Origin of the sequence: Prevotella sp. E9-3 (assembly GCF_022024015.1) — a bacterium.
GTDB lineage: Bacteria > Bacteroidota > Bacteroidia > Bacteroidales > Bacteroidaceae > Prevotella.
Window position 1 is genome coordinate 604,756 of the sequence record NZ_CP091786.1, and the last position, 20,888, is coordinate 625,643.

General features: G+C 47.8%; 15 protein-coding genes. 6 read left to right on the forward strand and 9 right to left on the reverse strand.

Annotation, left to right across the window (positions count from 1 at the left end):
- Nucleotides 1–143 precede the first annotated feature (143 nt).
- The 3 genes from L6475_RS02220 to L6475_RS02230 form a co-directional block, all read right to left on the reverse strand.
- A complete protein-coding gene (locus L6475_RS02220) occupies nucleotides 144–2,633 on the reverse strand; it encodes a choice-of-anchor D domain-containing protein (RefSeq protein WP_237822099.1) in 2,490 nt (829 codons plus the stop codon).
- A 24-nt stretch (nucleotides 2,634–2,657) separates the two neighbouring features.
- On the reverse strand, nucleotides 2,658–4,367 hold the full coding sequence (locus L6475_RS02225) for an oligogalacturonate lyase family protein (RefSeq protein WP_237822101.1): 1,710 nt from the start codon (nucleotides 4,365–4,367) through the stop codon (nucleotides 2,658–2,660).
- 137 nt (nucleotides 4,368–4,504) lie between these two features.
- Nucleotides 4,505–6,076, reverse strand: coding sequence for a helix-turn-helix domain-containing protein (locus L6475_RS02230; RefSeq protein WP_237822103.1), 1,572 nt, complete (start codon nucleotides 6,074–6,076; stop codon nucleotides 4,505–4,507).
- Nucleotides 6,077–6,220: 144 nt separating this feature from the next.
- On the opposite strand from L6475_RS02230, the gene L6475_RS02235 reads away from it, so the two are divergent.
- The 5 genes from L6475_RS02235 to L6475_RS02255 all read left to right on the forward strand — a co-directional run bounded on the left by L6475_RS02235 (nucleotide 6,221) and on the right by L6475_RS02255 (nucleotide 11,002).
- The gene (locus L6475_RS02235) at nucleotides 6,221–6,859 is read left to right on the forward strand and encodes a PASTA domain-containing protein (RefSeq protein ID WP_237822105.1); all 639 of its coding nucleotides are present in this window, start codon (nucleotides 6,221–6,223) and stop codon (nucleotides 6,857–6,859) included.
- On the forward strand, nucleotides 6,859–7,971 hold the full coding sequence (locus tag L6475_RS02240) for an RluA family pseudouridine synthase (RefSeq protein ID WP_237822107.1): 1,113 nt from the start codon (nucleotides 6,859–6,861) through the stop codon (nucleotides 7,969–7,971). Before L6475_RS02235 ends, L6475_RS02240 begins: the two co-directional genes overlap by 1 nt.
- Nucleotides 7,968–8,957, forward strand: coding sequence for a D-alanine--D-alanine ligase (locus tag L6475_RS02245; RefSeq protein WP_237822109.1), 990 nt, complete (start codon nucleotides 7,968–7,970; stop codon nucleotides 8,955–8,957). Before L6475_RS02240 ends, L6475_RS02245 begins: the two co-directional genes overlap by 4 nt.
- A gap of 132 nt (nucleotides 8,958–9,089) precedes the next feature.
- Complete coding sequence (locus L6475_RS02250) at nucleotides 9,090–10,325, forward strand: acyltransferase (protein WP_237822111.1); 1,236 nt, start codon at nucleotides 9,090–9,092, stop codon at nucleotides 10,323–10,325.
- A gap of 8 nt (nucleotides 10,326–10,333) precedes the next feature.
- On the forward strand, nucleotides 10,334–11,002 hold the full coding sequence (locus L6475_RS02255; RefSeq protein WP_237822113.1) for a NigD-like C-terminal domain-containing protein: 669 nt from the start codon (nucleotides 10,334–10,336) through the stop codon (nucleotides 11,000–11,002).
- Between the two features lie 38 nt (nucleotides 11,003–11,040).
- On the opposite strand, the gene L6475_RS02260 is transcribed toward L6475_RS02255, so the two are convergent.
- Entirely contained in the window at nucleotides 11,041–11,688 is a 648-nt protein-coding gene (locus L6475_RS02260; protein WP_237822115.1) for a DUF3109 family protein, read from the reverse strand.
- Nucleotides 11,689–11,915: 227 nt separating this feature from the next.
- Complete coding sequence (locus L6475_RS02265) at nucleotides 11,916–12,581, reverse strand: uracil-DNA glycosylase (protein WP_237822117.1); 666 nt, start codon at nucleotides 12,579–12,581, stop codon at nucleotides 11,916–11,918.
- Between the two features lie 86 nt (nucleotides 12,582–12,667).
- On the opposite strand from L6475_RS02265, the gene L6475_RS02270 reads away from it, so the two are divergent.
- Nucleotides 12,668–14,035: a sodium:alanine symporter family protein gene (locus tag L6475_RS02270; protein ID WP_237822119.1), complete on the forward strand. Its 1,368-nt coding sequence runs from the start codon at nucleotides 12,668–12,670 to the stop codon at nucleotides 14,033–14,035.
- A gap of 64 nt (nucleotides 14,036–14,099) precedes the next feature.
- Here the strand turns inward: L6475_RS02270 and L6475_RS02275 are convergent, their stop codons facing one another.
- The 4 genes from L6475_RS02275 to L6475_RS02290 all read right to left on the reverse strand — a co-directional run bounded on the left by L6475_RS02275 (nucleotide 14,100) and on the right by L6475_RS02290 (nucleotide 20,878).
- Nucleotides 14,100–15,221, reverse strand: coding sequence for an ATP-binding protein (locus L6475_RS02275; protein ID WP_237822121.1), 1,122 nt, complete (start codon nucleotides 15,219–15,221; stop codon nucleotides 14,100–14,102).
- Between the two features lie 228 nt (nucleotides 15,222–15,449).
- Nucleotides 15,450–16,970 (reverse strand): 2,3-bisphosphoglycerate-independent phosphoglycerate mutase, encoded by a 1,521-nt coding sequence (gene gpmI, locus L6475_RS02280; protein ID WP_237822122.1) that lies wholly within the window; start codon nucleotides 16,968–16,970, stop codon nucleotides 15,450–15,452.
- 158 nt (nucleotides 16,971–17,128) lie between these two features.
- Nucleotides 17,129–17,311, reverse strand: a complete 183-nt coding sequence (locus tag L6475_RS02285) for a hypothetical protein (protein WP_237822125.1) — start codon at nucleotides 17,309–17,311, stop codon at nucleotides 17,129–17,131.
- Nucleotides 17,312–17,329: 18 nt separating this feature from the next.
- Nucleotides 17,330–20,878, reverse strand: coding sequence for a hypothetical protein (locus L6475_RS02290; protein WP_237822127.1), 3,549 nt, complete (start codon nucleotides 20,876–20,878; stop codon nucleotides 17,330–17,332).
- Between the last annotated feature and the right edge of the window lie 10 nt (nucleotides 20,879–20,888).

Consider the following 20,888-nt stretch of genomic DNA (forward strand, 5'->3'; position numbering starts at 1 on the left):
AATACACCGAGGCAACTTCGAACTTACTGCTTCATGATGCAGTAACTTGAAACGGTGAAGATAGTCCTAAGGACGAGTTAAGGAATACCAAAGGAACACCGAGAGTCAACTATGAAAGAGACCCTCGGTATTCCAAGATGTTTTTATTTCCTCAGATATTTCTTGCCGTTCTGGATGACAATGCCTTTGTAACTGGCATCGACTTTCTGTCCGCGGAGGTTGTATAAACTTCCCTTGCCCTTTGGAGATGGAGTGAGACTTTCTATTCCCGAAGGCTCGATGACAGGCTTCTCGTTCTTGTATATGACTACGTCAGAGAAGTATGCCCAAAGCGAGATGCTGGTGGTGGAGCCGTTGAGCAGCACGTGCTCGAAGTTGAAGAAGGCCTTATCGTCGTCGTTATAGAAGAACTGCATGTCTGCCAGGGTGTCGTTGGCACCGCCGCAGTAGTAGATGCTCTCACCCTGATACTGGCCTACATACTGGCCCATGGGGAAGATGTAATAGACAATGTCGTCCTGCTCGTAGCGGGTGCCATACATCCATGCTTTGCCATTGAAGGGGTTGGGGAAGTTGAAACCGACCTTATCGCCGTCGAACTCTACCTCTATATCCTCAGTGTCCTCTTCGCTCTGCTCGCCACCAGCACTATTATAGTGGAAGGTATAGCTGATGTGCCATGTTTCCTTAACAGCTGTAGAGGGTGCCAGGGCAAAACCGCAGAAGTTGTCAACGCCATTCTGGTATTTTGCCGTGAAGCGTAGGCGGTAAGTGCCTTCGACGGGAGCCGTAAACGACATTGCCTTAACGTACTTGTCGCCCTGTTGCTCGTCTGCAGCCTTGTAGTCGTAGAGGGTGGTCCATGTCTGATCGTCGGTGGTGTACTCCACCAGCAGCGACTCGTCGCTCCAGCGCAGATAGGCATCCCATGTCAGCACGTCGCCAGCCTTAGCCTGCAGACGTGGCGTGGTGAGTGTGCCGGCAGTATTGCTCTGAGGAGCCAATGCCATCGGCGTGGTGTTGTCATCAAAAGCAGCGCTGGTGCCAATAGTCCAACTGTTATTCGTCCAACCCTCGGGGAGCTGTCCTTCATTGAAGTCCTCTGTCCAAACATTGGGGTCCATCAAGATAGCAGAGGCGTTGATGGTGACATCAGCCAATCCCTCATTAGTGGGGTGAATGGTGATGGTTGCATTCTTCTCGCCATAGTTCTCGCTCATGACCAGCGCAACGTCGAACGTGGTGCTCTCGCCAGCGGCAAGGCTGAACTCGCCCTTGGAGACGGTAAACTGCGTTGCGTCAGACGAGGTGATGGTGCCTGTCAACGTGCCTGTACCTGCATTGGAGATGGTGTAGCTTTTGGCCTCGGGCTGTGCACTTACTTTGCCAAAGGCTGCATCGGTTGTCGGAGTGACCACGAGCGCGGGAGCATCGAGATTGAGGTTGAAGCCCTCGAAATTATCCAGGTCGTAGTCATCACTGGCAAAGCGGAACTGGTAGTTTCCAGCCTGCAGACCATCGATGGTGAAGGTGGCGAAGTCATCCATCTTGTTGATCCATCCGGTATTCTTGATTTCGGTGAAATCACCGCCGTCCTTGGAAGCTTCAATCTTCACCTTCACATTGTTCTTCGTGGCTTTATACTCGAAGGTCATCACCTCGCCGGTAGCCACCTTCAGAATGGGAGTGGTCAGATAACCGGAAGTGTAGAAGTCGTATTTGCTGTGAGCCACACCGTCAGCGAAGGTCCAGTTGGAGGCATCAGCCTTCCATCCGTTGGGCAGTGCATTGCCTGAGAAGTCCTCGCTCCACACGTTGGGATTGCGGACGTAGGCTGAAACGGCAATAGTAGCAGCGTCGCCGGCATTCGGTGTTACGGTAACGGTTGCCGTATGGCCGCCGTAGGCCTCAGCGTTATATGAATAGGAGATGGTAAACGTGCCACTCTGGCCTGCAGCTACAGAGAGATTGGCAGGGCTGACTGTAAACTCGTTGTTGTCAACGGCGATAGCAGCTTCCAGCACAGCATTGCCTGTATTGCTGACGGTGATTGTCTCAGAGACATCGGCAGTGACAGGACCAAAGTTGACAGTCGTGGTGCTGATACCCATTACAGGAGCAGGATCGGGCTGAGGATCGGGAGTGCCACCGCCACCTTCGCCACCATCAGCCTCCGTATAGGTCACGTCGTCAATAGCCGCATAGTTCAGCGCAATGGCCAGCTGAGTAGCTTTGGTCAGCGTGAAACTGAACTTGCTCCAGGTGGGAGTCGATGAGGAGCGCAGTGAGCCAGTGGTATAGAGTTGTTCGCCCAAACCAGAAGCTGTATATTCATAGACAATGACCTGGCTGGCGCTGTTTTTGTTGTAGGCGCGGGCATAGAACTCAACAGTGCCCTCGACTGCAGTCGTCACCAGATAGTTGGTATTGTCGGACTTGGACCAACTGAATACGCCATTGCCTGTGCGGGCACGATCATTTGCACACTGAGCGTCGCCCACTAAAGACCATCCCTCGGGTAATCCGCCGTTGAAATCGGCTGTTTTTGTTGCAGCACTGGCCATCAGACTGTCTCCGAAGAGTGCAGCCATGATGACCAGTAATAAGAATAGTGCAGTTTTAGATTTTCTCATTCTATAAACAATAAAGAATAGTAATTACAGTCTTACCTTCACCACCTTGTCGGCCACCTTAATAATATATAAGGTGTTAGACTTCAGGGCGACATCAGCCTGATGGCCTATCATGCGACGCGAATAAACGGTGCGACCGTCCATCGTGCAGATAGTTACCTGATCACCAGGAGTGGCATTGGTGATGTGGATGCCCTCAGCTGAACCTAGAATCTTTACGTTGGAAGGTGCAGCTGCAGGAACATCCTGTATAGCGGTAGATTCCTGTTCGAAGGTGACAATCAGACGGTTATACTGCACAGAAACGGCTGGAGTCTGCACGAAGTTGTCAGCATCGGGAGTGATTTCAGCACCATTGAAGGTAACACTATGAATCTTCCAGCCATCAGCAGGCTCTATAAAGTAAGAATACTGCTTGCCTTCCTCGATACGCTGCCAGATACTGCCATTGTCAGCATGCTGCAGAGCGATGTAGCAACCATCGGTTGGTGCCGCATTGTTGCTGAGGATGTCGATGTCAGCGCCGTCGCTGCAATCATCGTTTTCAACCCACAAGGTAGAGAAAATCCAGCGGTTAGGAATATTGGCAATACGGGTAGCCTCGCCAGTAGTGATATCGACCTCATAGAGAGAAGTATCAAACTTACCATTGGTGCGCCACTCCTTGTCGGGCAGCGGGCCCCATGAGCCATAGGCGTTGATGCCTTTGCCGCTGTTGTAATAGCCTACCCAGTACATCTTGTTGGGATTGCTCTTAGCGAAACAGGCAGCCTGACGGCGATACTGCGAGCTGTAACCGGTAGCGCCTACCAGCGGCTCATAGTCGGTGTACTTATCACCTGTCTCGGGATCAGTCTTCTCGACAGCCTTGGTTTTCATGAGACCAGTCGTCAGGTCGAACTCATAGAGTTGGGCACCCGTCAGTTTGTTGTTAATGTCACGCTGCTTGCCGTCGTCACCTGGTACGGCACTGCTGCCACCGCTGGTCAGTGCAAAAGCGCGTCCCTCGCTATTGATAGCGAAGGTGATGAAGTTATAGTAGTACAGACCCTTGGTGATGGGGGTTACCTTCATTGTGCTCAGATCGATTGTGCAGATGGCATAGCCAGCATCTCCATCGGTCATATCATCGTCCTGGTCGGTAAAATACTCGGGATCATCGGTAATCTCCTTGGGCAGTTGGTTGCCTGTCAGGTAGAACAGTCCGTAAACCTTACCATCTACAGGGTTGTAGGCCATGCCGGCAGACTCCAGACGATCGCTCTTGGAGCGAATCTCGTTGCTCAGCAGGTTACCGTTGTTGGCATCCCACTTGCAGACACGGAACAGTTCCTCGTCAACCGTCGATGACTCATCGCGGGAGAATACCGTTACCAGCTTACCATTGATATAGACAGCACCGGAATTGCCATACATCATATTGAAGTTACTAGCCCAAAGTGCTTTGTTGTTGTCAGTAAATTGGCCAGCACTATAAAAGTCGGCGATGTTGACGGCGGGGTCCTTGATAGGAGTAGAAAGTGCAGAACCATCCCATTTCATCGAATAAATACCTTGGTCAACGACGAAAATGGATTTCTGGACAGAGGCATTATAGCCTACATAAGTTGACGGCATCTGTTCACCATCATCATAACGGTTGTCATGGCCGATACCCTTCAAAACAACATTTTGGGCACTGAGTTGCAAGCTTGCTACCATCGTAGCAGCCAAAAAAAACAGCTTTGTTTTCATTTTTATACTAAAATTACGTTTTAAATTCTTATTTGTTAGTAATTTGGTCACAAAGGTAACAAACTATTTTCTGAAAACAGGTATAGGACGAACCGCCGTTCGTCCATATTTGTAAATTAGCACAAAAAACTCAGATTTTAACGAGATTTGGAAGCAGCAAGACGGATGTAATCAGACGGTGTTAGACCTGTTTCGCGCTTAAATGCATTGATAAAAGCCGTGCGCGATTTAAAGCCGGAGGCAGAGGCAATTGCCTCGATGGTAATGCTTCCGATACGCGCCGGGTCCTCCATCCACTGACAGGCTATGCGAACACGACGGCTACTCAACAGATTGCTGAATGTCATGCCATAGGTTTCGTTGATGACCTGCGATACGTAGGTGGTGTTCGAGCCTATTAGTTTGGCCAGTTGACTGGAGGTGAAGTCTTGCTGGCAGATGACATTAGGGTCGCTGAACACTTCCTGAATGCGGGCTATGAGTGTTTCTCGTTGGTCGTTATTCAAGTTGCTATGGCTGTATTTCTCGTTGATTCTCAGACTTTGCTGGTATTTTTCGAACAGACTCTTGTTTTTGGCTTGCAGTTCCCGATTGACTTTCCAAAGTTGAAAAGCCATCAGTATGGCAATAATCAGAAATACCAGTACTGTAATGATGGCATATTGCTGTATGCGCTGTGTCATCAACAGTGTCTGTGCTTTAGTTTCTTCCTTTCGCAACTCATAGATATAGTTGAGCTCGGCAATGTTGTTGAGGCGCTTCTGCCTGATTTCTTCCATCTTTTCCAGATAGAGAAGGTGGTAGTGCTGCTGCAATACGGTGTCGCCCATCGTTTTGTAGCAAAAGGAAAGATGTTTACAGATATCTGCACATTGGGTGAAGGCCTCTTCGTTTCGGGCCACTTGGTAGGCTTTCTCTAAATAGTGGGCTTCCTGCGGGTAGTCTTTCTCTAACTGATAGGTCTTGGCTATATTTTGATAGGTGGAAAGCGTGTCGCGTGATGGCTCCCAACGGGTGTTGATAACTTCCAACTGCTGGTTGAACTGCTGGCGGGCTTCATCGTATTTTTTTTGCTGCAGAAGTTCAATACCGCGGTATTGCAGTCTGACGTATTCCAGGTCGGGCGTGCTATCGGGTATCTCTTCAGAGAAAATAACGTCGTATTTCTTCAGGTCTAACTCGTAGTTTTGATTGGCAAGGTTGAAGAAGGCGGTTGTTAATAGTTCCCAATTTTTCGTTTCCACTGCCTTTTCAATACATTGGTCGAAGGTGTCAGTGGCCTGTTGCGAGAGTGGCAAAGACCCGTAGTGGATGCTGTAGTCGTTCAGCAGGTCGGACAGGTTTACAAGAATAACGGGGAGAAAATCATCGTAGTGATGCTGTTCACACAATTCATAAGCACGGGTGAACGCCTCGTAGGCCTGCGGGTAGTCGGAGTAGTTGTATTGATATACACATCCGCAATTGTTGAGTGCCCTGATGCTTTGCTGAATCTCCTCAGTATTGTTGCTGTGTTTATAGCGCTCGCTTACAATGGTGAAGCAAGCCAGTGCCTTGTTTGCCTTATGTCGTGAGAAATAGGTGCGTCCGCGATCCATCAATTGTTCGGAAGAGAGCTTCGACAGCGTGTCAAAATCCTCGATGGCATTTTGGGCTATTGAGACAGTAAAGCAAAAAGAAAGTATTGTAAAAAATAGATATCTAAGCATGTATTGTCTGTTTTCTTTGGCGTTTTTGCAAAGATACAATAAAAATGGGCGCATGCCTTTTCTGATTACATACTTTTAACACAAGTTAAGTAACGGCTCTCTAAAAAAATAACTACCTTTGCGTGTAATAAGAAATACACTGTCATGAATTTGAAAGAGTTTTTTGGTAAATTTGTTAGTCGCTATCTTTTGTGGAATCTGGCAGCTATGGTTTTCGTTGTGATAGCATTGTGTATTGGCGTGATGATTGGATTGTCAAAGTATACTCATCATGGCGAAAGCGTTGAGGTTCCCGATATGTATGGTCAAGACTTTGATGAAATGGAAGCACGGCTGGCTGAACAGAATCTTTATATAATAGCCAGCGATACGGGTTATAACAAAAAACTGGACGCAGGCGCTATCCTTATGCAGACCCCAGGCGCAGGAAGTAAAGTGAAGGCGGGGCGCACCATCTATGTAACCATCAATTCCACAAACACTCCTTCGGTTGCTATTCCTGATATTATTGATAACAGCAGTTTTCGTGAAGCCCAAGCCCGTCTGACGGCTGTTGGGTTCCTTTTATTGGAACCACAGCGTGTAAGTGGCGAGCGCGATTGGGTGTATGGCGTAAAATTAGGCAGTAGAAATCTGCAGGCTGGCGATATGGTTCCGGTAGAGTCTGCACTGACCCTTGTGATTGGAAGTGGTTCTATGGAGGAAGATAGCAATGATGCTATGCTCGATGTGCCCACTGACAATATGAGCGATGAAATTGACGATTTTGAAGTGGTCGAGTAATGACGAACGATGAAGTAATGAGCCTCATGGAGGACGATGATATAGAAGCATTGGATGCCGAAGCGCAGGAAGATGGTGATGGTCAGCTGTATGAACATTTCCGTCTGGAGGTGGATAAGGGACAGGTACCCTTGCGCATCGATAAATATCTGATGGAGCATATGCAGCATCAGACGCGCAACCGGATTCAGGCTGCAGCTGATGCAGGCTTTATACAGGTTTGCTCGGCTGATGATATGGCAAAAGGTCGTCCGGCCCGCCCGGTGAAGAGTAATTATAAAGTGCGCCCGGGCGATGTGGTTTTTCTGATGCTGGACCGTCCGCATTTCGATACAACCATCGAACCAGAAGATATTCCCCTTGATGTACGCTATGAGGACGACCACTTGATGGTTATCTATAAGCCTGCCGGTATGGTGGTTCATCCGGGATGTGGCAATTTCCATGGTACATTGGTTCATGCCATTGCCTGGCATTTACGCAACCTGCCCAGCTATGATCCCAACGACCCACAAGTGGGCCTGGTACATCGCATTGATAAAGATACAAGTGGACTGTTAGTAGTAGCAAAGACTCCTGAGGCAAAGACAAGTCTGGGAAAACAGTTCTTCAACCACGATACCCACCGAAGCTATGTGGCACTGGTTTGGGGAAACTTTGTTGAAGATGAAGGACGTATAGAAGGCAATATTGGCCGTGACGTTCGCGACCGTCTGCGTATGGATGTGTTTGCCCCCGATTCGGGCATTGGCAAACCTGCTGTTACCCATTATCGCGTATTGGAACGATATGGCTATACCACACTGGTGGAATGCCGTCTGGAGACTGGGCGTACTCATCAGATTCGTGCTCACATGAAACATATCGGGCATCCGCTCTTCTCAGATGAACGCTATGGCGGTTGCGAGATTCTTCGTGGTGAGCGCACAGCCAGTTACAAAGCCTATATACAAAACTGTTTCAAACTGTGTCCGCGTCAGGTGCTGCATGCCAAGACCCTTGGCTTCAGGCATCCTGCCACTGGTCAACAGATGGACTTCACCAGCGACCTGCCCGATGATATGCAGTTGCTGATAGATAAATGGAGAAATTATTTTAAAAATAAACTATGAAACAACAAAAAAGAACTATTGCTATCGTATGCGGTGGCGACTCTTCGGAGCACGATGTGTCAATGCGCTCCGCACAAGGACTTTTCTCTTTCTTCGACAAAGAACGTTACGATGTCTATATCGTCGATGTGAAAGGCACCGATTGGAAAGTTGAACTGCCTGACGGAACAACTTCACGCATCAACATGAACGACTTCTCATTCCAGGAAGAAGGAAAGACTAAATATTTCGACTATGCATATATCACCATTCATGGTACCCCTGGTGAGAACGGTATCATGCAGGGCTATTTCGACCTTATAGGTATGCCTTACTCTACCAGCAACGTACTTGTTGAGGCATTGACATTCAATAAGTTTGTGCTCAACCAATATTTGCGCTGCTATGGCGTGCGTGTAGCAGAGAGTGTGCTGGTGCGCCGTGGTCAGGAACATAGCATTAGTAAGAAGGATATCATCGACAAGGTAGGTATCCCCTGTTTCGTAAAGCCTGCCAACGACGGTTCATCTTTCGGCGTTTCGAAAGTGAAGAAGCCCGACCAGTTGGCTGCTGCTCTTCGTGTGGCCATGATGGAGAGTGATGAAGTGATGATTGAGTCGTTCCTGGAAGGTACAGAAATTTCTATCGGCTGCTACAAGACGAAGGACAAGTCGGTGGTGTTCCCTGCTACCGAGGTGGTTACTCAGAACGAGTTCTTTGACTATGACGCAAAGTACAACGGACAGGTTCAGGAAATTACCCCCGCCCGTTTGTCGGACGATGTTGCCAAGCGCGTGGCTGAACTCACCTCTGCCATCTACGATATTCTTCACTGCAACGGTATCATTCGCATAGACTATATCATCTCACCTGAAGGCGATATCACCCTTCTTGAAATCAATACCACACCCGGTATGACAGTCACCAGCTTCATCCCTCAGCAGGTGCGTGCCGCCGGATTGGAGATGAAGGATGTGCTTACAGATATTATCGAAAATCAATTTTAGGTAATTGATAATTGACAATTGATAATTGACAATTGATAATTGTGATTAGTTATGCTAAGACGTGATAATTCTTACAAGTATTATTAAAACAATGAAGCAGAAACGCAATCTTTAATTCTAAGTGTAGCAAATATGATCCAGCAGTCTAATCATAATTCTCAATTCGATGAGATTCGTCCTTACGAAGAGGGTGAGATGAAGGAGGCTTTTGAAGCCTTGATAGCCGACCGACAGTTCAGTGCTGTAATGAAAGGTTTTGCTCCCTGGCTACCGAAGTCGGTGCGAAATGGTCTGCTACGACTGTTGTTCTTGGGCGTGAAGACACCGCTCGATTTCCAGTTGCGCTTCATGAAACCCATCGTTAACTTCATCATCCGTAAGCATACCGATGGTTGCTCGTTTGATGACAGTGCACTGCGGTCTAAATTGAATGCTAAGTGTTCAGTTCTGAATCCAGACCTGCGCTACACCTTCGTCAGCAATCATCGTGACATCGTTCTCGATTCTGCTTTCCTTGACTTAAAATTGATTGAGAGCGGTCACCCCACTACCGTGGAGATAGGTATTGGCGACAACCTCCTTATTTATCCTTGGATCAAACGGCTGGTGCGCATGAACAAGGCTTTCACCGTGCGCCGTGGTCTCACTCCTAAGGAAATGCTGGCTTCCAGCGAACTGATGAGTCGCTATATCCATTATGCTGTAACGCAGAAAAAGGAGAATATCTGGATAGCCCAGCGAGAAGGACGTGCTAAGGATAGTGACGACCGTACACAGGAATCGGTACTGAAAATGCTCGCCATGGGAGGACCGGTGGTAGTGAACTCTTCACCCTTCACCCTTCACTCTTCACTGAAAGAGCTGAACATCGTTCCCCTCACCATCAGCTACGAGTTTGACCCTTGCGACTATCTGAAGGCGCAGGAGTTCCAGCAGAAACGTGACAACCCGGCGTTCAAGAAAAGCAAGCAGGACGATCTGGACAATATGCGGACGGGCATCTTCGGCTACAAAGGGCGGGTTCACTACCACTGCGGAACGCCTATCAATCAGTGGATTGATGAACTGAAAGAACTGCCGAAGAAAGAGTTCTTTACCGAATTGGCACAGCGCATGGACCGTGAGATACATGCCGGCTACCGTCTTTATCCCTGCAATTATATTGCCATAGATAAACTCGATGGCACAAACGAATACACCAGTTACTATACGGATGCCGATGTGGCTCGTTTCGAAAAGTATCTGAATGGGCAGTTGGCAAAGATTCATATTCCTAATAAGGATGAGGCCTTCCTGCGTGAACGTATCCTCACCATGTATGCCAACCCTGTGAGAAACTATTTGAAGGCCAAAGAAATGAATAATTAGAAGTAAGCATGAAAAAGATGAAGTTATTGCTTGCCGGTATGATACTGTTGTTCATGGTGGCATGCGAACAGGATACATATAATAAAGGTGAAGGAACTTTTTCCACTATCAGGGGCGAGTTTGTAGAGGCTCATGCCGGTGCTGATAAGAAGATTGACTATGTGGTGCTCGACAATGATGAACAGCTGAACGTGGTTAATCCCTTTGAGGTGTCGTGGGTGAAAAAGGCCGACTCTCTCTATCGTGCAGTATTCTATTTCAAGGAGCAGGGTGAGAAAATTACGGCTGTGAGCGTCTCGCCAGTTACTGTGGTACGCAATATGTTGCCTGCCGACAGCGTGAAGGATGAAATGAAGACCGATCCCTTGACGCTTGAAAGCTTGTGGGTAGGCAAAAACAAGCGTTACCTGAATGCTGGACTGATTCTGAAGACAGGCGAAACCATCAGTGAAAAAGATACTCACCGCATGGGACTCGTAGCCGACACACTCATTGCCCATACCAATGGCAAGAGGACACTCTGTCTGCGACTCTTCCACGATCAGGGCGGTGTACCCGAATACTACTCGCAGCGTGCGTTCTTCAGCGTTCCGCTTACCGACCTGACGGCCGATAGTATTCAGCTCACCATCAATACCTATGATGGTGTCATTACCAAATGTTTGTCAATAAAATGATTCTTTCTGAGATGAACGGCCTAGGCTGTTCATCTCTATTAGTAATATCCTTGTTCTTTCAGGTCCTTTGCCACTTGGCAAAGTTCATCGTACCACTCCTGTCCGAAACGACGCACTAATGGTCCTTCCAGAAAACGATAGACCGGTAGTCCCAATTCACGACCTTTCTTTACTGCATCCTTACACACTGACCATTTGTGGTAGTTCAGGGCAATAGTGCCGTCGCTGAACTGTTTTACACGAATGGGGTAGAGGGCACAGCTGATGGGCTTGACAAATTGAGAATTGATAATTGAAAATTGAGATTTCTTTCTTGCACATTTCTCAAGCGCGCAGAGGCAACAGTTGTGAATAGGCTGTCCGGTGTTGAAGTCGTTGATGTCGTCGTAATACGTGAACACACAGTCCTTACCGTTCACAATACTCGTCACCAGGTCGCCTTCCTCATCGGTATAGGCCACTCCCTGCTTGTCTATCACTGCCTGTGCTGATGCCGAAAGGTTGCTCCACACCTCGTCAACCATATTTTCTATTTCCATCACTTCGTCGAGGGTTACGGGTGCGCCGGCATCGCCTTCAACACAGCATTGGCCTTTGCAGGCGCTGAGGTCACAACAGAACTGTTCCGTCAGTATGTCCGACGAAATAAGAATATCGCCAATTTGAAGAATAGGAGGGAGAGACATAATAGTGTAGAGTTTAGAGTGTAGGGTGTAGGGTGTAGGGTGTAGAGTGTAGGGTGTGTAGAGTGTAGAGTTTAGAGTGTAGAGTTTGCTACCGCTCCGCAGGACAGTGGGAATTGAGAGTTGAGAGGTGAGAGGTGAGAGGTGGGAGGTGAGAGTTGAAATCTGCTACTCCTGCGGAGCGGTAGCAAACTCTAAGCTCTACACTCTACATTCTACACTCTACACTCTTACCATTCAATCGGGGTGAGACCTTGTTCTATTAAATAATTGTTTGCGCGCGAGAACTGATGCTGATCGAACCAGCCGCCACGGTTGGCACTTAATGGCGATGGGTGAACAGATTCGAGCACCAGATTGCGATTCTTGTCTATCATATATGCCTTACTGCGGGCATATCCGCCCCAAAGCATATACACCAGATGTTCGCGATTGGCTGCAAGGGCCTGAATAGCGGCATCGGTAAACTTCTGCCAGCCTAAGGCCGAGTGGCTGTTGGCCTGATGGGCACGGACGGTCAGAGTGGCATTCAGCAGCAGTACTCCCTGTTGGGCCCAACGGCTCAGGTCGCCATTCTCAGGAATGGGCGTGCCCAGGTCGTTGTTTATTTCCTTGAAGATATTCTGCAGGGAAGGGGGAAACTGTACACCCTCTTGCACCGAGAAGCTCAGTCCATGGGCTTGTCCTGGCTCATGATAGGGATCCTGACCGATAATCACTACCTTCACCTCGTTGAATGGACAGAGGTTGAATGCATTGAAAATCAGTTTTCCTGGTGGGTAGCATGCCCCTGCCGAATATTCACGGCGCACACTTTCCGTCAGTTGCTGGAAATAGGGCTTTTCAAATTCGCCTTGCAGATATTCCTTCCACGATGGCTCTATCTGTACGTTCATGCAGCTGTTTTTCTTATATTCTGAGTGCAAAGTTACGAATAATTCCCAATTTATTGCTATCTTTGCGCACAAAAACTGATCTTCCGATGGATACCATCAACGATTTCTTTCTTACACTAAGTTCTTTCCTTTGGGGGTGGCCGATGATTATTCTGCTGTTAGGCACCCACGTATTTCTTACCTTTCGTTTGCGTATTCCTCAGCGAAAACTGTTTACCGGTATTCTCTTGTCGGTGAAGAAAGACGACAAGGCACAGGGCGATGTGAGCCAGTTTGGTGCTTTGGCTACAGCGCTGGCGGCAACTATCGGTACCGGAAATATCGTTGGTGTTGCTACGGCTGTGGCACTGGGCGGACCGGGTGCGGTTCTTTGGTGCTGGCTCACGGGTATTTTCGGAATGTCAACAAAATATGCCGAAGGACTCCTGGCAGTGAAATATCGTGTGCGTGGAGAGGACGGCCGCACGTATGGCGGACCAATGTATGCCTTGGAACGCGGGCTCGGACTGAAATGGCTGGCTGTTCTTTTTGCTGTTTTCACCGGCTTGGCCTCGTTTGGTATCGGATGCACGGTACAGGCCAACTCTATTGCCTTACTGGCCAGTGAAACGTTTGGTATTCCCGAATGGATAGTAGGCATCTTCATTTGTGTACTTACAGCCTCGGTCATTCTGGGTGGTGTGAAAGCCATTGCCCGTGTGTGTACTGTGCTGGTGCCGTTCATGGCGCTGCTCTATATTGTAGGCTGTATAGTGATTCTCATCATGAACGGCAACTATGTGTGGCCAGCTTTGGAACTCATTGTGCGGTCGGCCTTCAATCCGTCGGCTGCTGGTGGCGGTTTTGTGGGTGCTACGGTGATGATGGCCGCACGTTATGGAATAGCCCGAGGCCTGTTCTCAAACGAGAGTGGCATGGGCTCGGCGCCTATCGTGGCGGCAGCTGCTCAAACCCGCAATCCTGTACGTCAGGCATTGGTGAGCAGTACAGGCACCTTTTGGGATACTGTAGTAATCTGTGCTCTTACAGGAATAGTGTTGGTGAGTAGTATTCTTGCTTATCCGGACATTACCTATGCCGATGGTGCTGCGCTTACTAAAGTGGCCTTCTCAAAGATTCCTTATGTAGGTGCGCCGTTGTTGGCTTTTGGTATTCTCACCTTTGCTTTCAGTACCATTCTTGGCTGGAGCTATTATGGCGAGAGTGCCGTCAACTATATTGAGGGGCGCCGCATCAACCGTTTCTATCGCATTCTTTATATTGTAGCTCTTTTCTTCGGCAGTATTATCAATCTTGACATTATTTGGAACATTGCCGACACCATGAATGCGCTGATGGCTATTCCAAACTTGGTGGCTCTTCTGCTCTTGAGTGGTGTGGCTGCCCGTGAAACGAAAAAATACCTTTGGGGCAACCGGTTGGATGAAGAAATGGAAGAAGAGCAACAATCATGATAGAACATTCTCGGGCTATTATCCACGCTGGAGTATATACAACACCCCGTGACAGTTCCCTCTTCTATGCTTCGAGCCATATCCGTAGCAGAGGATCGGATACGGAATATGTCTTTCCTTCCTCGGTAATGATATCAAAGTCGAGCAGACGTTTCGCTGCCGACTGCACAGCACTGGCAGATTTCAGGTGATGACGCTTGACAAATGCCGAAGATGTAATCTGCGATACCCTACCCTCTGTAGCAATCGCATAGAGCAACTCCTTCTGCTGCTCAGTGATGTAGGCAAGCAACTCCTGTAGTCGTTTTGCATTTTGCTGAATGAGCTGGTTAGAGAGCCGCTCCACGTCTGTTACCATACACGTTTCGCCTTCATCGGTCTCTGCATAGGCGTCATGGAAAAGTTTATGCGTGTACATGGTGATTCCCTCATATTTTTGATAGACCCATGTAATGGCTTCACTGTCGATGGCTTTACCGGCAGCACCAAAATGATGCACGACAAAGTCTGAATAAGCCTGTATCTCTATAGGCTCTAACTGTAGTAGCGTGGCACTTTGAAAGAACGGACGTTTGTCTGAGAAAAACATTTCGTTCATGATGCGCCGCTCAGAACCAGCAAAAACAAAATTGGTATTACGCAGTTTCTGTATGCGTCCCCTCAACAATGCCTCCATATTATAGCCCTGATATTTCAGTATTTGCTGAAACTCGTCAATAGCCACAATGCACGGGCGACCAGCATTTTCCAGATAGGAGAATATCTCGTCAAGCGTATATTCTGGTTTACTGATTTGTCCCAGCTTGACATCGAAAGTGGGCATCCCCGTCAACGGGTCGAATCCGAAACTGCCGCCCAAGGAGCGCAGACAGGAGGTGAAGAGCTTCATCAGTCGGTCACTACGCCTGGCCACTGCCTGGAATACGGCATTGCCCAACTCCATGACGAACTCCTGAAACGAGGTCGTATGAAGGACATCAATGGATATGGTAATATAATTTTCTTTTATCGGTGTTTGATTGAAACAATGATAAATAAGGCCCGTTTTTCCAACTCTTCGAGGCGATGTGAGTACGACATTCTCCTGATTGGTAATGCTCTTGACGAGAGACTGAACCTCTGAAACACGGTCACAAAACAGTTCGTCGGGTATGGCTGGAGTAAGCACGAAAGGATTTCTTTTCATGTTTGTTCGGTAACTCTATAGTGAAACATTAGTGCGTGCAAAGATATAAATTTTTCTTCAATTATGCAAATTAAATTATGCTGAAAGAATAATTTTGATAACATAATATGCATGAAACACAATAATGCCCCCTTATCTCTATTCATCATGTATAAAATGCATACAAAAATAGTGAGAGCGCAAGAAGGTCTTGTCTCTCACTATTATTTTATACTAAATTAAACGAGTTTAATCACAAATCAGGCACTCGCCGGTCATGTCCTTGGGCTGCTCCAGTCCCATGATGTGCAGGATAGAGGGAGCCACGTCGGCCAGACGACCGTCCTTCACAGTAGCCGAGTTGTTGTCGGTAACATAGATGAAGGGTACGGGGTTCAGTGAGTGAGCAGTGTTGGGGGTGCCGTCGGGGTTAATGGCGTTGTCGGCATTACCGTGGTCGGCAATGATGATAGCCTCATAGTCGTTGGCCTTGGCAGCCTCAATCACATCCTTCACACAGTTGTCAACAGCATGAACAGCCTTGGCAATAGCGTTGTAAACACCCGTGTGGCCCACCATATCGCCATTGGCGAAGTTCACCACGATGAAGTCGTACTGCTGAGTGCCGATGGCGGCAACCAGCTTGTCCTTCACCTCGTAGGCGCTCATCTCGGGCTTTAGGTCGTAGGTAGCCACCTTTGGAGAAGCAACGAGGATACGGTCTTCGTTCTCATAAGGAGCCTCGCGACCACCGTTGAAGAAGAAGGTAACGTGAGCATACTTCTCGGTCTCGGCAGTGTGCAGCTGCTTCTTACCCTGCTGTGAGAGGTATTCGCCCAGAGTGTTCTCTACATTCTCTTTGGGGAACAGAATGTGTACACCCTTGAAGTTGGCATCGTATGGAGTCATGCAGTAGTACTGCAGTCCGGGGATGGTCTTCATTCCCTGCTCGGGCATATCCTGCTGAGTGAGCACCACGGTGAGCTCCTTGGCGCGGTCGTTGCGGAAGTTGATGAAGATGACCACATCGCCCTCTTCGATACATCCGTTGACAGAAGCGTTGTGGATAGGCTTGATGAACTCGTCGGTCACGCCATCGGCGTAGCTCTCGTCCATAGCCTTTACCATATCGGTGGCCTGTTTGCCAGTGCCGTTTACTATCAGGTCGTAACCTTCCTTCACACGCTCCCAGCGCTTGTCACGGTCCATAGCGTAGAAACGGCCCACGATAGAAGCAATGGCTGCATCGTTCTCGGCACATACCTTAGTAACCTGCTCGATGAAGCCCTTACCAGAGTGGGGGTCGGTGTCGCGACCGTCCATGAAGCAGTGAACGAAAGTCTGGTTCTTCAAACCATACTGCTTGCCCACTTCGATAAGTTTGAACAAGTGGTCGAGGCTTGAGTGTACGCCGCCGTCAGAGCAGAGACCCATGAGGTGCAGCTTCTTGTTGTTCTCTTTGGCATAGGTGTAGGCAGCCTTTACCTGAGGATTTTCTACGATAGAGCCGTCCTTGCAGGCACGGTTGATCTTTACCAGATCCTGATAAACAATACGGCCGGCACCGATGTTCAGGTGGCCCACCTCAGAGTTACCCATCTGTCCGTCGGGCAGACCAACATCTTCGCCCGAAGCCTGGAGCTGTGAGTGTGCCGAAACGGCTGTCAGATAATCAAGATAAGGAGTAGGCGTATTGAAAATCACGTCGCCCTTGCCGTGCTGTCCGATTCCCCATCCGTCGAGAATCATCAGTAATGCTTTCTTTGCCATAATAATCTATATTAAATATATGTATATTCTCTTTCAGAGCGCAAAATTACTATTTTTCAATGAGATGGCAAAATAAAGTTTCTCTTTTGTGCTGAAATAATCGGGGCGGCCCCACTCGTTTTGAGTAGGCCGCCCCGGATCATGTATAGAGCGTGGAATTAGAATTCGTCGTCCCAAATGCTGCCGCGAGAGGCGGCGTCTGAACCATTGCCTTCACCCATGGTCTCTGGATTCAGGTCTGCGCTGTTACCATCTCCTACGATAGAGTTTGCAAGAAGCGTATCGATTGTCTCTTCCCCAACGAACACTGATTGAGGTTGGATATATAATTTCTTTTTCATAATTGTTCGAGTTTTTTGTTATTTCACAATTTTCTTTCCATTCACTACGTAGATGCCCTTGCCCATGTTCTCAACACGGCGTCCGTTCAGGTCGTAGATGATGCCTTCGTTCACCTTCATGGTCTTCTCGGAAATGCCAGTGGTGTCACCGTCAAAGTCGATGAAAGCGATACGGGCTTCAGGAACGTTTGCGGGAATGGTGAAGTAAGCGCGCAGGCCCTTGATGCCACCAGAGGTGAGTTTCTTCACCTTTCCGTCGGTAGCCAGATAAGCTACGGTTCCATCAGTAGCCAGAGACTTATTGTAGATTTGTGCAACAAACTTGTAGTCACCCTCGCCGACGGTCTGTCCGTCGATGCTCTCTACAACCACATTCTCAAATACAGGATTTGTCACGACGTTTTCAGGCTTCACCAGGTAGGGCTTGCCGGCTTCTAATGAAGAAGCCTCGGAGAAGCTGATCACGTTATTTTCAGCGCTCTTGAATTCCATTACTGTCCATCCCTCAGGAATTTCTGCATTGAAAGGAACAGAGAAGGTGTTCCAGTACAAGTTGCTCAGGGTACGGGTGAGGGTAACGTTGGCCAAAGGATCTGCAACAGCCTTTGACTCTGCAGCTTCATCTATAGTAATATCAGCAGCCTGGTTGTCTTTAACTAATGAAACGCCAGTCATCCAGGTATTACCATCATTTTCAAGATTTGCTACATAGTTACCAGCTGCGCCAGTCTTTATACGTATTGTTACAGTTTTCCAATTATCCTTAGATTTGTTATATCCTAAGTTAACTTTTGCCAATCCCTCTGAATTTTCATTGAGAATTGAAACGTTCATAGCATTGTTAGAATTAGCTTCATGAGAGCGGAAGGCCATTGTAAACTTATAGATTGTATTCTCGGCTAACGGCATAGTGTAGAATCCTGTGTCGCCATATTTCAGTGAACCAGGCTGGTTGTAGTATGCTGTAGCGTAGTCGCCTTCGAGGCCGGTCTGCTGCTGTCCCCATCCGTTAGTGCGTGTCCAGCCAGTCAAATTTTCAGCGAAGTTCCCGTTATAGATAGCGTCCACGTCACCATCGTTGGCTGTCCAGATTGCGTTGGTGAGTGAAGAGGTTACTTCTGCAATTGTAGTCCTTAAGTTGGTCTTTTGGGCTTCTTGGTCGATAGCTTTAGCGGCAGCAAGAGCCTCTATGGCAGCTACGTTGCTGTAGGGAGCGTACTGACCGTTCTCGAATCCAAGTTCTTTACCCTCTGCCGAAGTGATGGCATCATTCAAAGCATCGTAATCTTCAGAGGTAGAAGCGTATGCATCTGCATTGAATGAAAGCTGTACAAGGCGGAAATCGGAAACTGAGAACCATTCGTGAATTGGCTCTGCAGTTGCAGTCACCAAGATTGTGGCACCAGTTCCATCGGTTGTAAATTCAACGGAGGCATCGCCCCAACCACGGTCAAAGACATTACCCGTGCTTCCGACATGAGGAAGTTCAACACTTTTGCCACAGATAGACATTGTGAGACTCGTGTTTGTTGCGGAACGGCCTTTAGCTGTTAACAAATAGTTACCTGCGGGAAGCAGAATGTTTTGTTCCATTGTGGTAGTCCAAGATGTTCCCCCCCAGTTACCTCCATCAAAATACGAGTGTGTATTTGTTCCGTCAGCATCTGTCCAAGGCTCATTGTTGCGAGGATTGTTCTTATTGCCAGTCCAAGTCCATCCGTCATTGTTTCCTGGATTGTTGGCATTAGTTATGCTGCTGGTCATGTTGACTGCTCCATTGACTCCCTCTGCAAGAGCATGGCTCTCATAGTAAGCACGCAGAGCGGCTGTCTGGCTGGCAGTCTTTGTAGCTGCATCAGCTGCGCTTGTTGCAGTGACGTTAGCAGCAGGCTTCTTCTCAGCATCGGCGTATTTCAAAGTTCCTGTAGCGGTAATCATGTCGTTGATGCTAACCAATGCATTGTACGAAGAGGCAGCTGCAATTAAAGTAGTTGTAGCATTCTGAATAGCTTCGGCTGCAGCGTTATAACCATCAACAGTAGTTGGTTCGGCTTTGCCTAACTCTGAGTTGAGGGCGGTCAATTCTTCGCCAGTAACATTGGGATTGTTTGTCTTTGCCTCCCCGGCTGCTAAGACTGCATTGTCGTAAGCTTCTTTAGCACCAGCAAGGAAACTCTTGTAATTGAGCTTTAAATGGCTTGCATAAATAGCTGGAGTGTTATCAGCGCCTATATTGTTATTTCCTGTTCCATAACCAAGACTGATGGTAACAGGTGATGCTTCATTCAGAGTTACTGTAATGCTATGGTTAGTCCAACTGCTTTTTCCATTCATCCATTCTGTCTTAGTGTCAGTGTATCTCGTGTCACCTACTTGTACATAAAACAAGTTGTTGTAGGAAGCTTTGGTTGTTGCCCCATTCACATTTTCTACATCGAATGTAAAAGTATAAACACCAGCAGGCATTGGGTCTGTTGTTTGATTGAATGAAGCATAGTTAGTGCTCCAACGGCACTCAAAGCCAAATGCATATTCTGAAGTTAAATGTGTTTCATCTGCTGTAGGAGCTGCAAAACGAACCATTTGACTTCCGCCTATCTGATAAGATCCAAAATCTTTAAATTGCGAAGATACATAAGCTGTCCAGTCGCTTGTGGATGACATATCTGCGTTTGTCAAGAAAATTTCAGTTACGTCACCTGCTGCGGACATGGCCAATTCAGTTGCAGTATTTAATGTGGCAGCTGCGGCATTTACTTGATCTTGAGTAGCATTTTCATTATCAAATACAGTTTGAGCATCAGCGATTGCTGCTGCCAGCTCGCTGTTGTTCAAAGTCTCATTAGCTTTTGTTGCAGCGGTGATGGCTGTTTCAAGAACGTCTTTTACAACACTGGCTGTGAATTCTATTTTAACGCCGTCAATAAAGATATGGGGATTTGCACCTGAACCACTGCCTGTTGACTGATAGCCTACACGAATCTGACCAGGAGTGTCCTCAGTTAGTGTAAAGGTAACGGCTTGGTTGCTCCATTGCCCTACTGCCGGGTTGATAGCAACGGTACGGTTTGTACCACTGTTGGGGAAGAAACCTGTATAAGTGGTATTTGCCTGTGTACCGCTCTGATTGTAGATAGGAACAGTGATGGTATATTTACCTGCAGCAAGAGTAACATTCTGATAATAGTAACCACCGAGCCCCCAAACAGCAAAGAAACCTAAACAATTGCCTGTGGCTTCTCCTGATGGATTCGTGGCAGGTGCTGCTTTGTTGTTTCCTTGGAGCTGATAGCTAGATCCGTATGCAAACACAGCGCCACCCATACCTGAATTGGGATAGCTTTTATTAGAATTGTCACCATTTGTTACTACTGATGTCCAACCATCTACTGATTGAAAACCATAGGGCGTACCGTCCTTGCCATAACCTTTTAGATTAGAATTAATAGGAGTACTTTTTTCGAAATCTGCATTTGTCAGATACGTGCTCGTTACATCTGTCTGAGCCCACGTTTGACTTGCTCCTAGTAAGGCAAACGCCGTAATTAGTAGTTTAATTCTTTTCATAATGTTAATT

Excerpts from the sequence above, each read along its gene's own strand:
- gpmI (WP_237822122.1), bottom strand. The coding sequence starts at position 16,970 with ATGGCAAAGAAAGCATTACTGATGATTCTCGACGGATGGGGAATCGGA.
- L6475_RS02285 (WP_237822125.1), bottom strand. The coding sequence starts at position 17,311 with ATGAAAAAGAAATTATATATCCAACCTCAATCAGTGTTCGTTGGGGAA.
- L6475_RS02270 (WP_237822119.1), top strand. The coding sequence starts at position 12,668 with ATGGATACCATCAACGATTTCTTTCTTACACTAAGTTCTTTCCTTTGG.
- L6475_RS02235 (WP_237822105.1), top strand. The coding sequence starts at position 6,221 with ATGAATTTGAAAGAGTTTTTTGGTAAATTTGTTAGTCGCTATCTTTTG.
- L6475_RS02245 (WP_237822109.1), top strand. The coding sequence starts at position 7,968 with ATGAAACAACAAAAAAGAACTATTGCTATCGTATGCGGTGGCGACTCT.
- L6475_RS02290 (WP_237822127.1), bottom strand. The coding sequence starts at position 20,878 with ATGAAAAGAATTAAACTACTAATTACGGCGTTTGCCTTACTAGGAGCA.
- L6475_RS02225 (WP_237822101.1), bottom strand. The coding sequence starts at position 4,367 with ATGAAAACAAAGCTGTTTTTTTTGGCTGCTACGATGGTAGCAAGCTTG.
- L6475_RS02230 (WP_237822103.1), bottom strand. The coding sequence starts at position 6,076 with ATGCTTAGATATCTATTTTTTACAATACTTTCTTTTTGCTTTACTGTC.
- L6475_RS02275 (WP_237822121.1), bottom strand. The coding sequence starts at position 15,221 with ATGAAAAGAAATCCTTTCGTGCTTACTCCAGCCATACCCGACGAACTG.
- L6475_RS02220 (WP_237822099.1), bottom strand. The coding sequence starts at position 2,633 with ATGAGAAAATCTAAAACTGCACTATTCTTATTACTGGTCATCATGGCT.
- L6475_RS02265 (WP_237822117.1), bottom strand. The coding sequence starts at position 12,581 with ATGAACGTACAGATAGAGCCATCGTGGAAGGAATATCTGCAAGGCGAA.
- L6475_RS02260 (WP_237822115.1), bottom strand. The coding sequence starts at position 11,688 with ATGTCTCTCCCTCCTATTCTTCAAATTGGCGATATTCTTATTTCGTCG.
- L6475_RS02240 (WP_237822107.1), top strand. The coding sequence starts at position 6,859 with ATGACGAACGATGAAGTAATGAGCCTCATGGAGGACGATGATATAGAA.
- L6475_RS02255 (WP_237822113.1), top strand. The coding sequence starts at position 10,334 with ATGAAAAAGATGAAGTTATTGCTTGCCGGTATGATACTGTTGTTCATG.
- L6475_RS02250 (WP_237822111.1), top strand. The coding sequence starts at position 9,090 with ATGATCCAGCAGTCTAATCATAATTCTCAATTCGATGAGATTCGTCCT.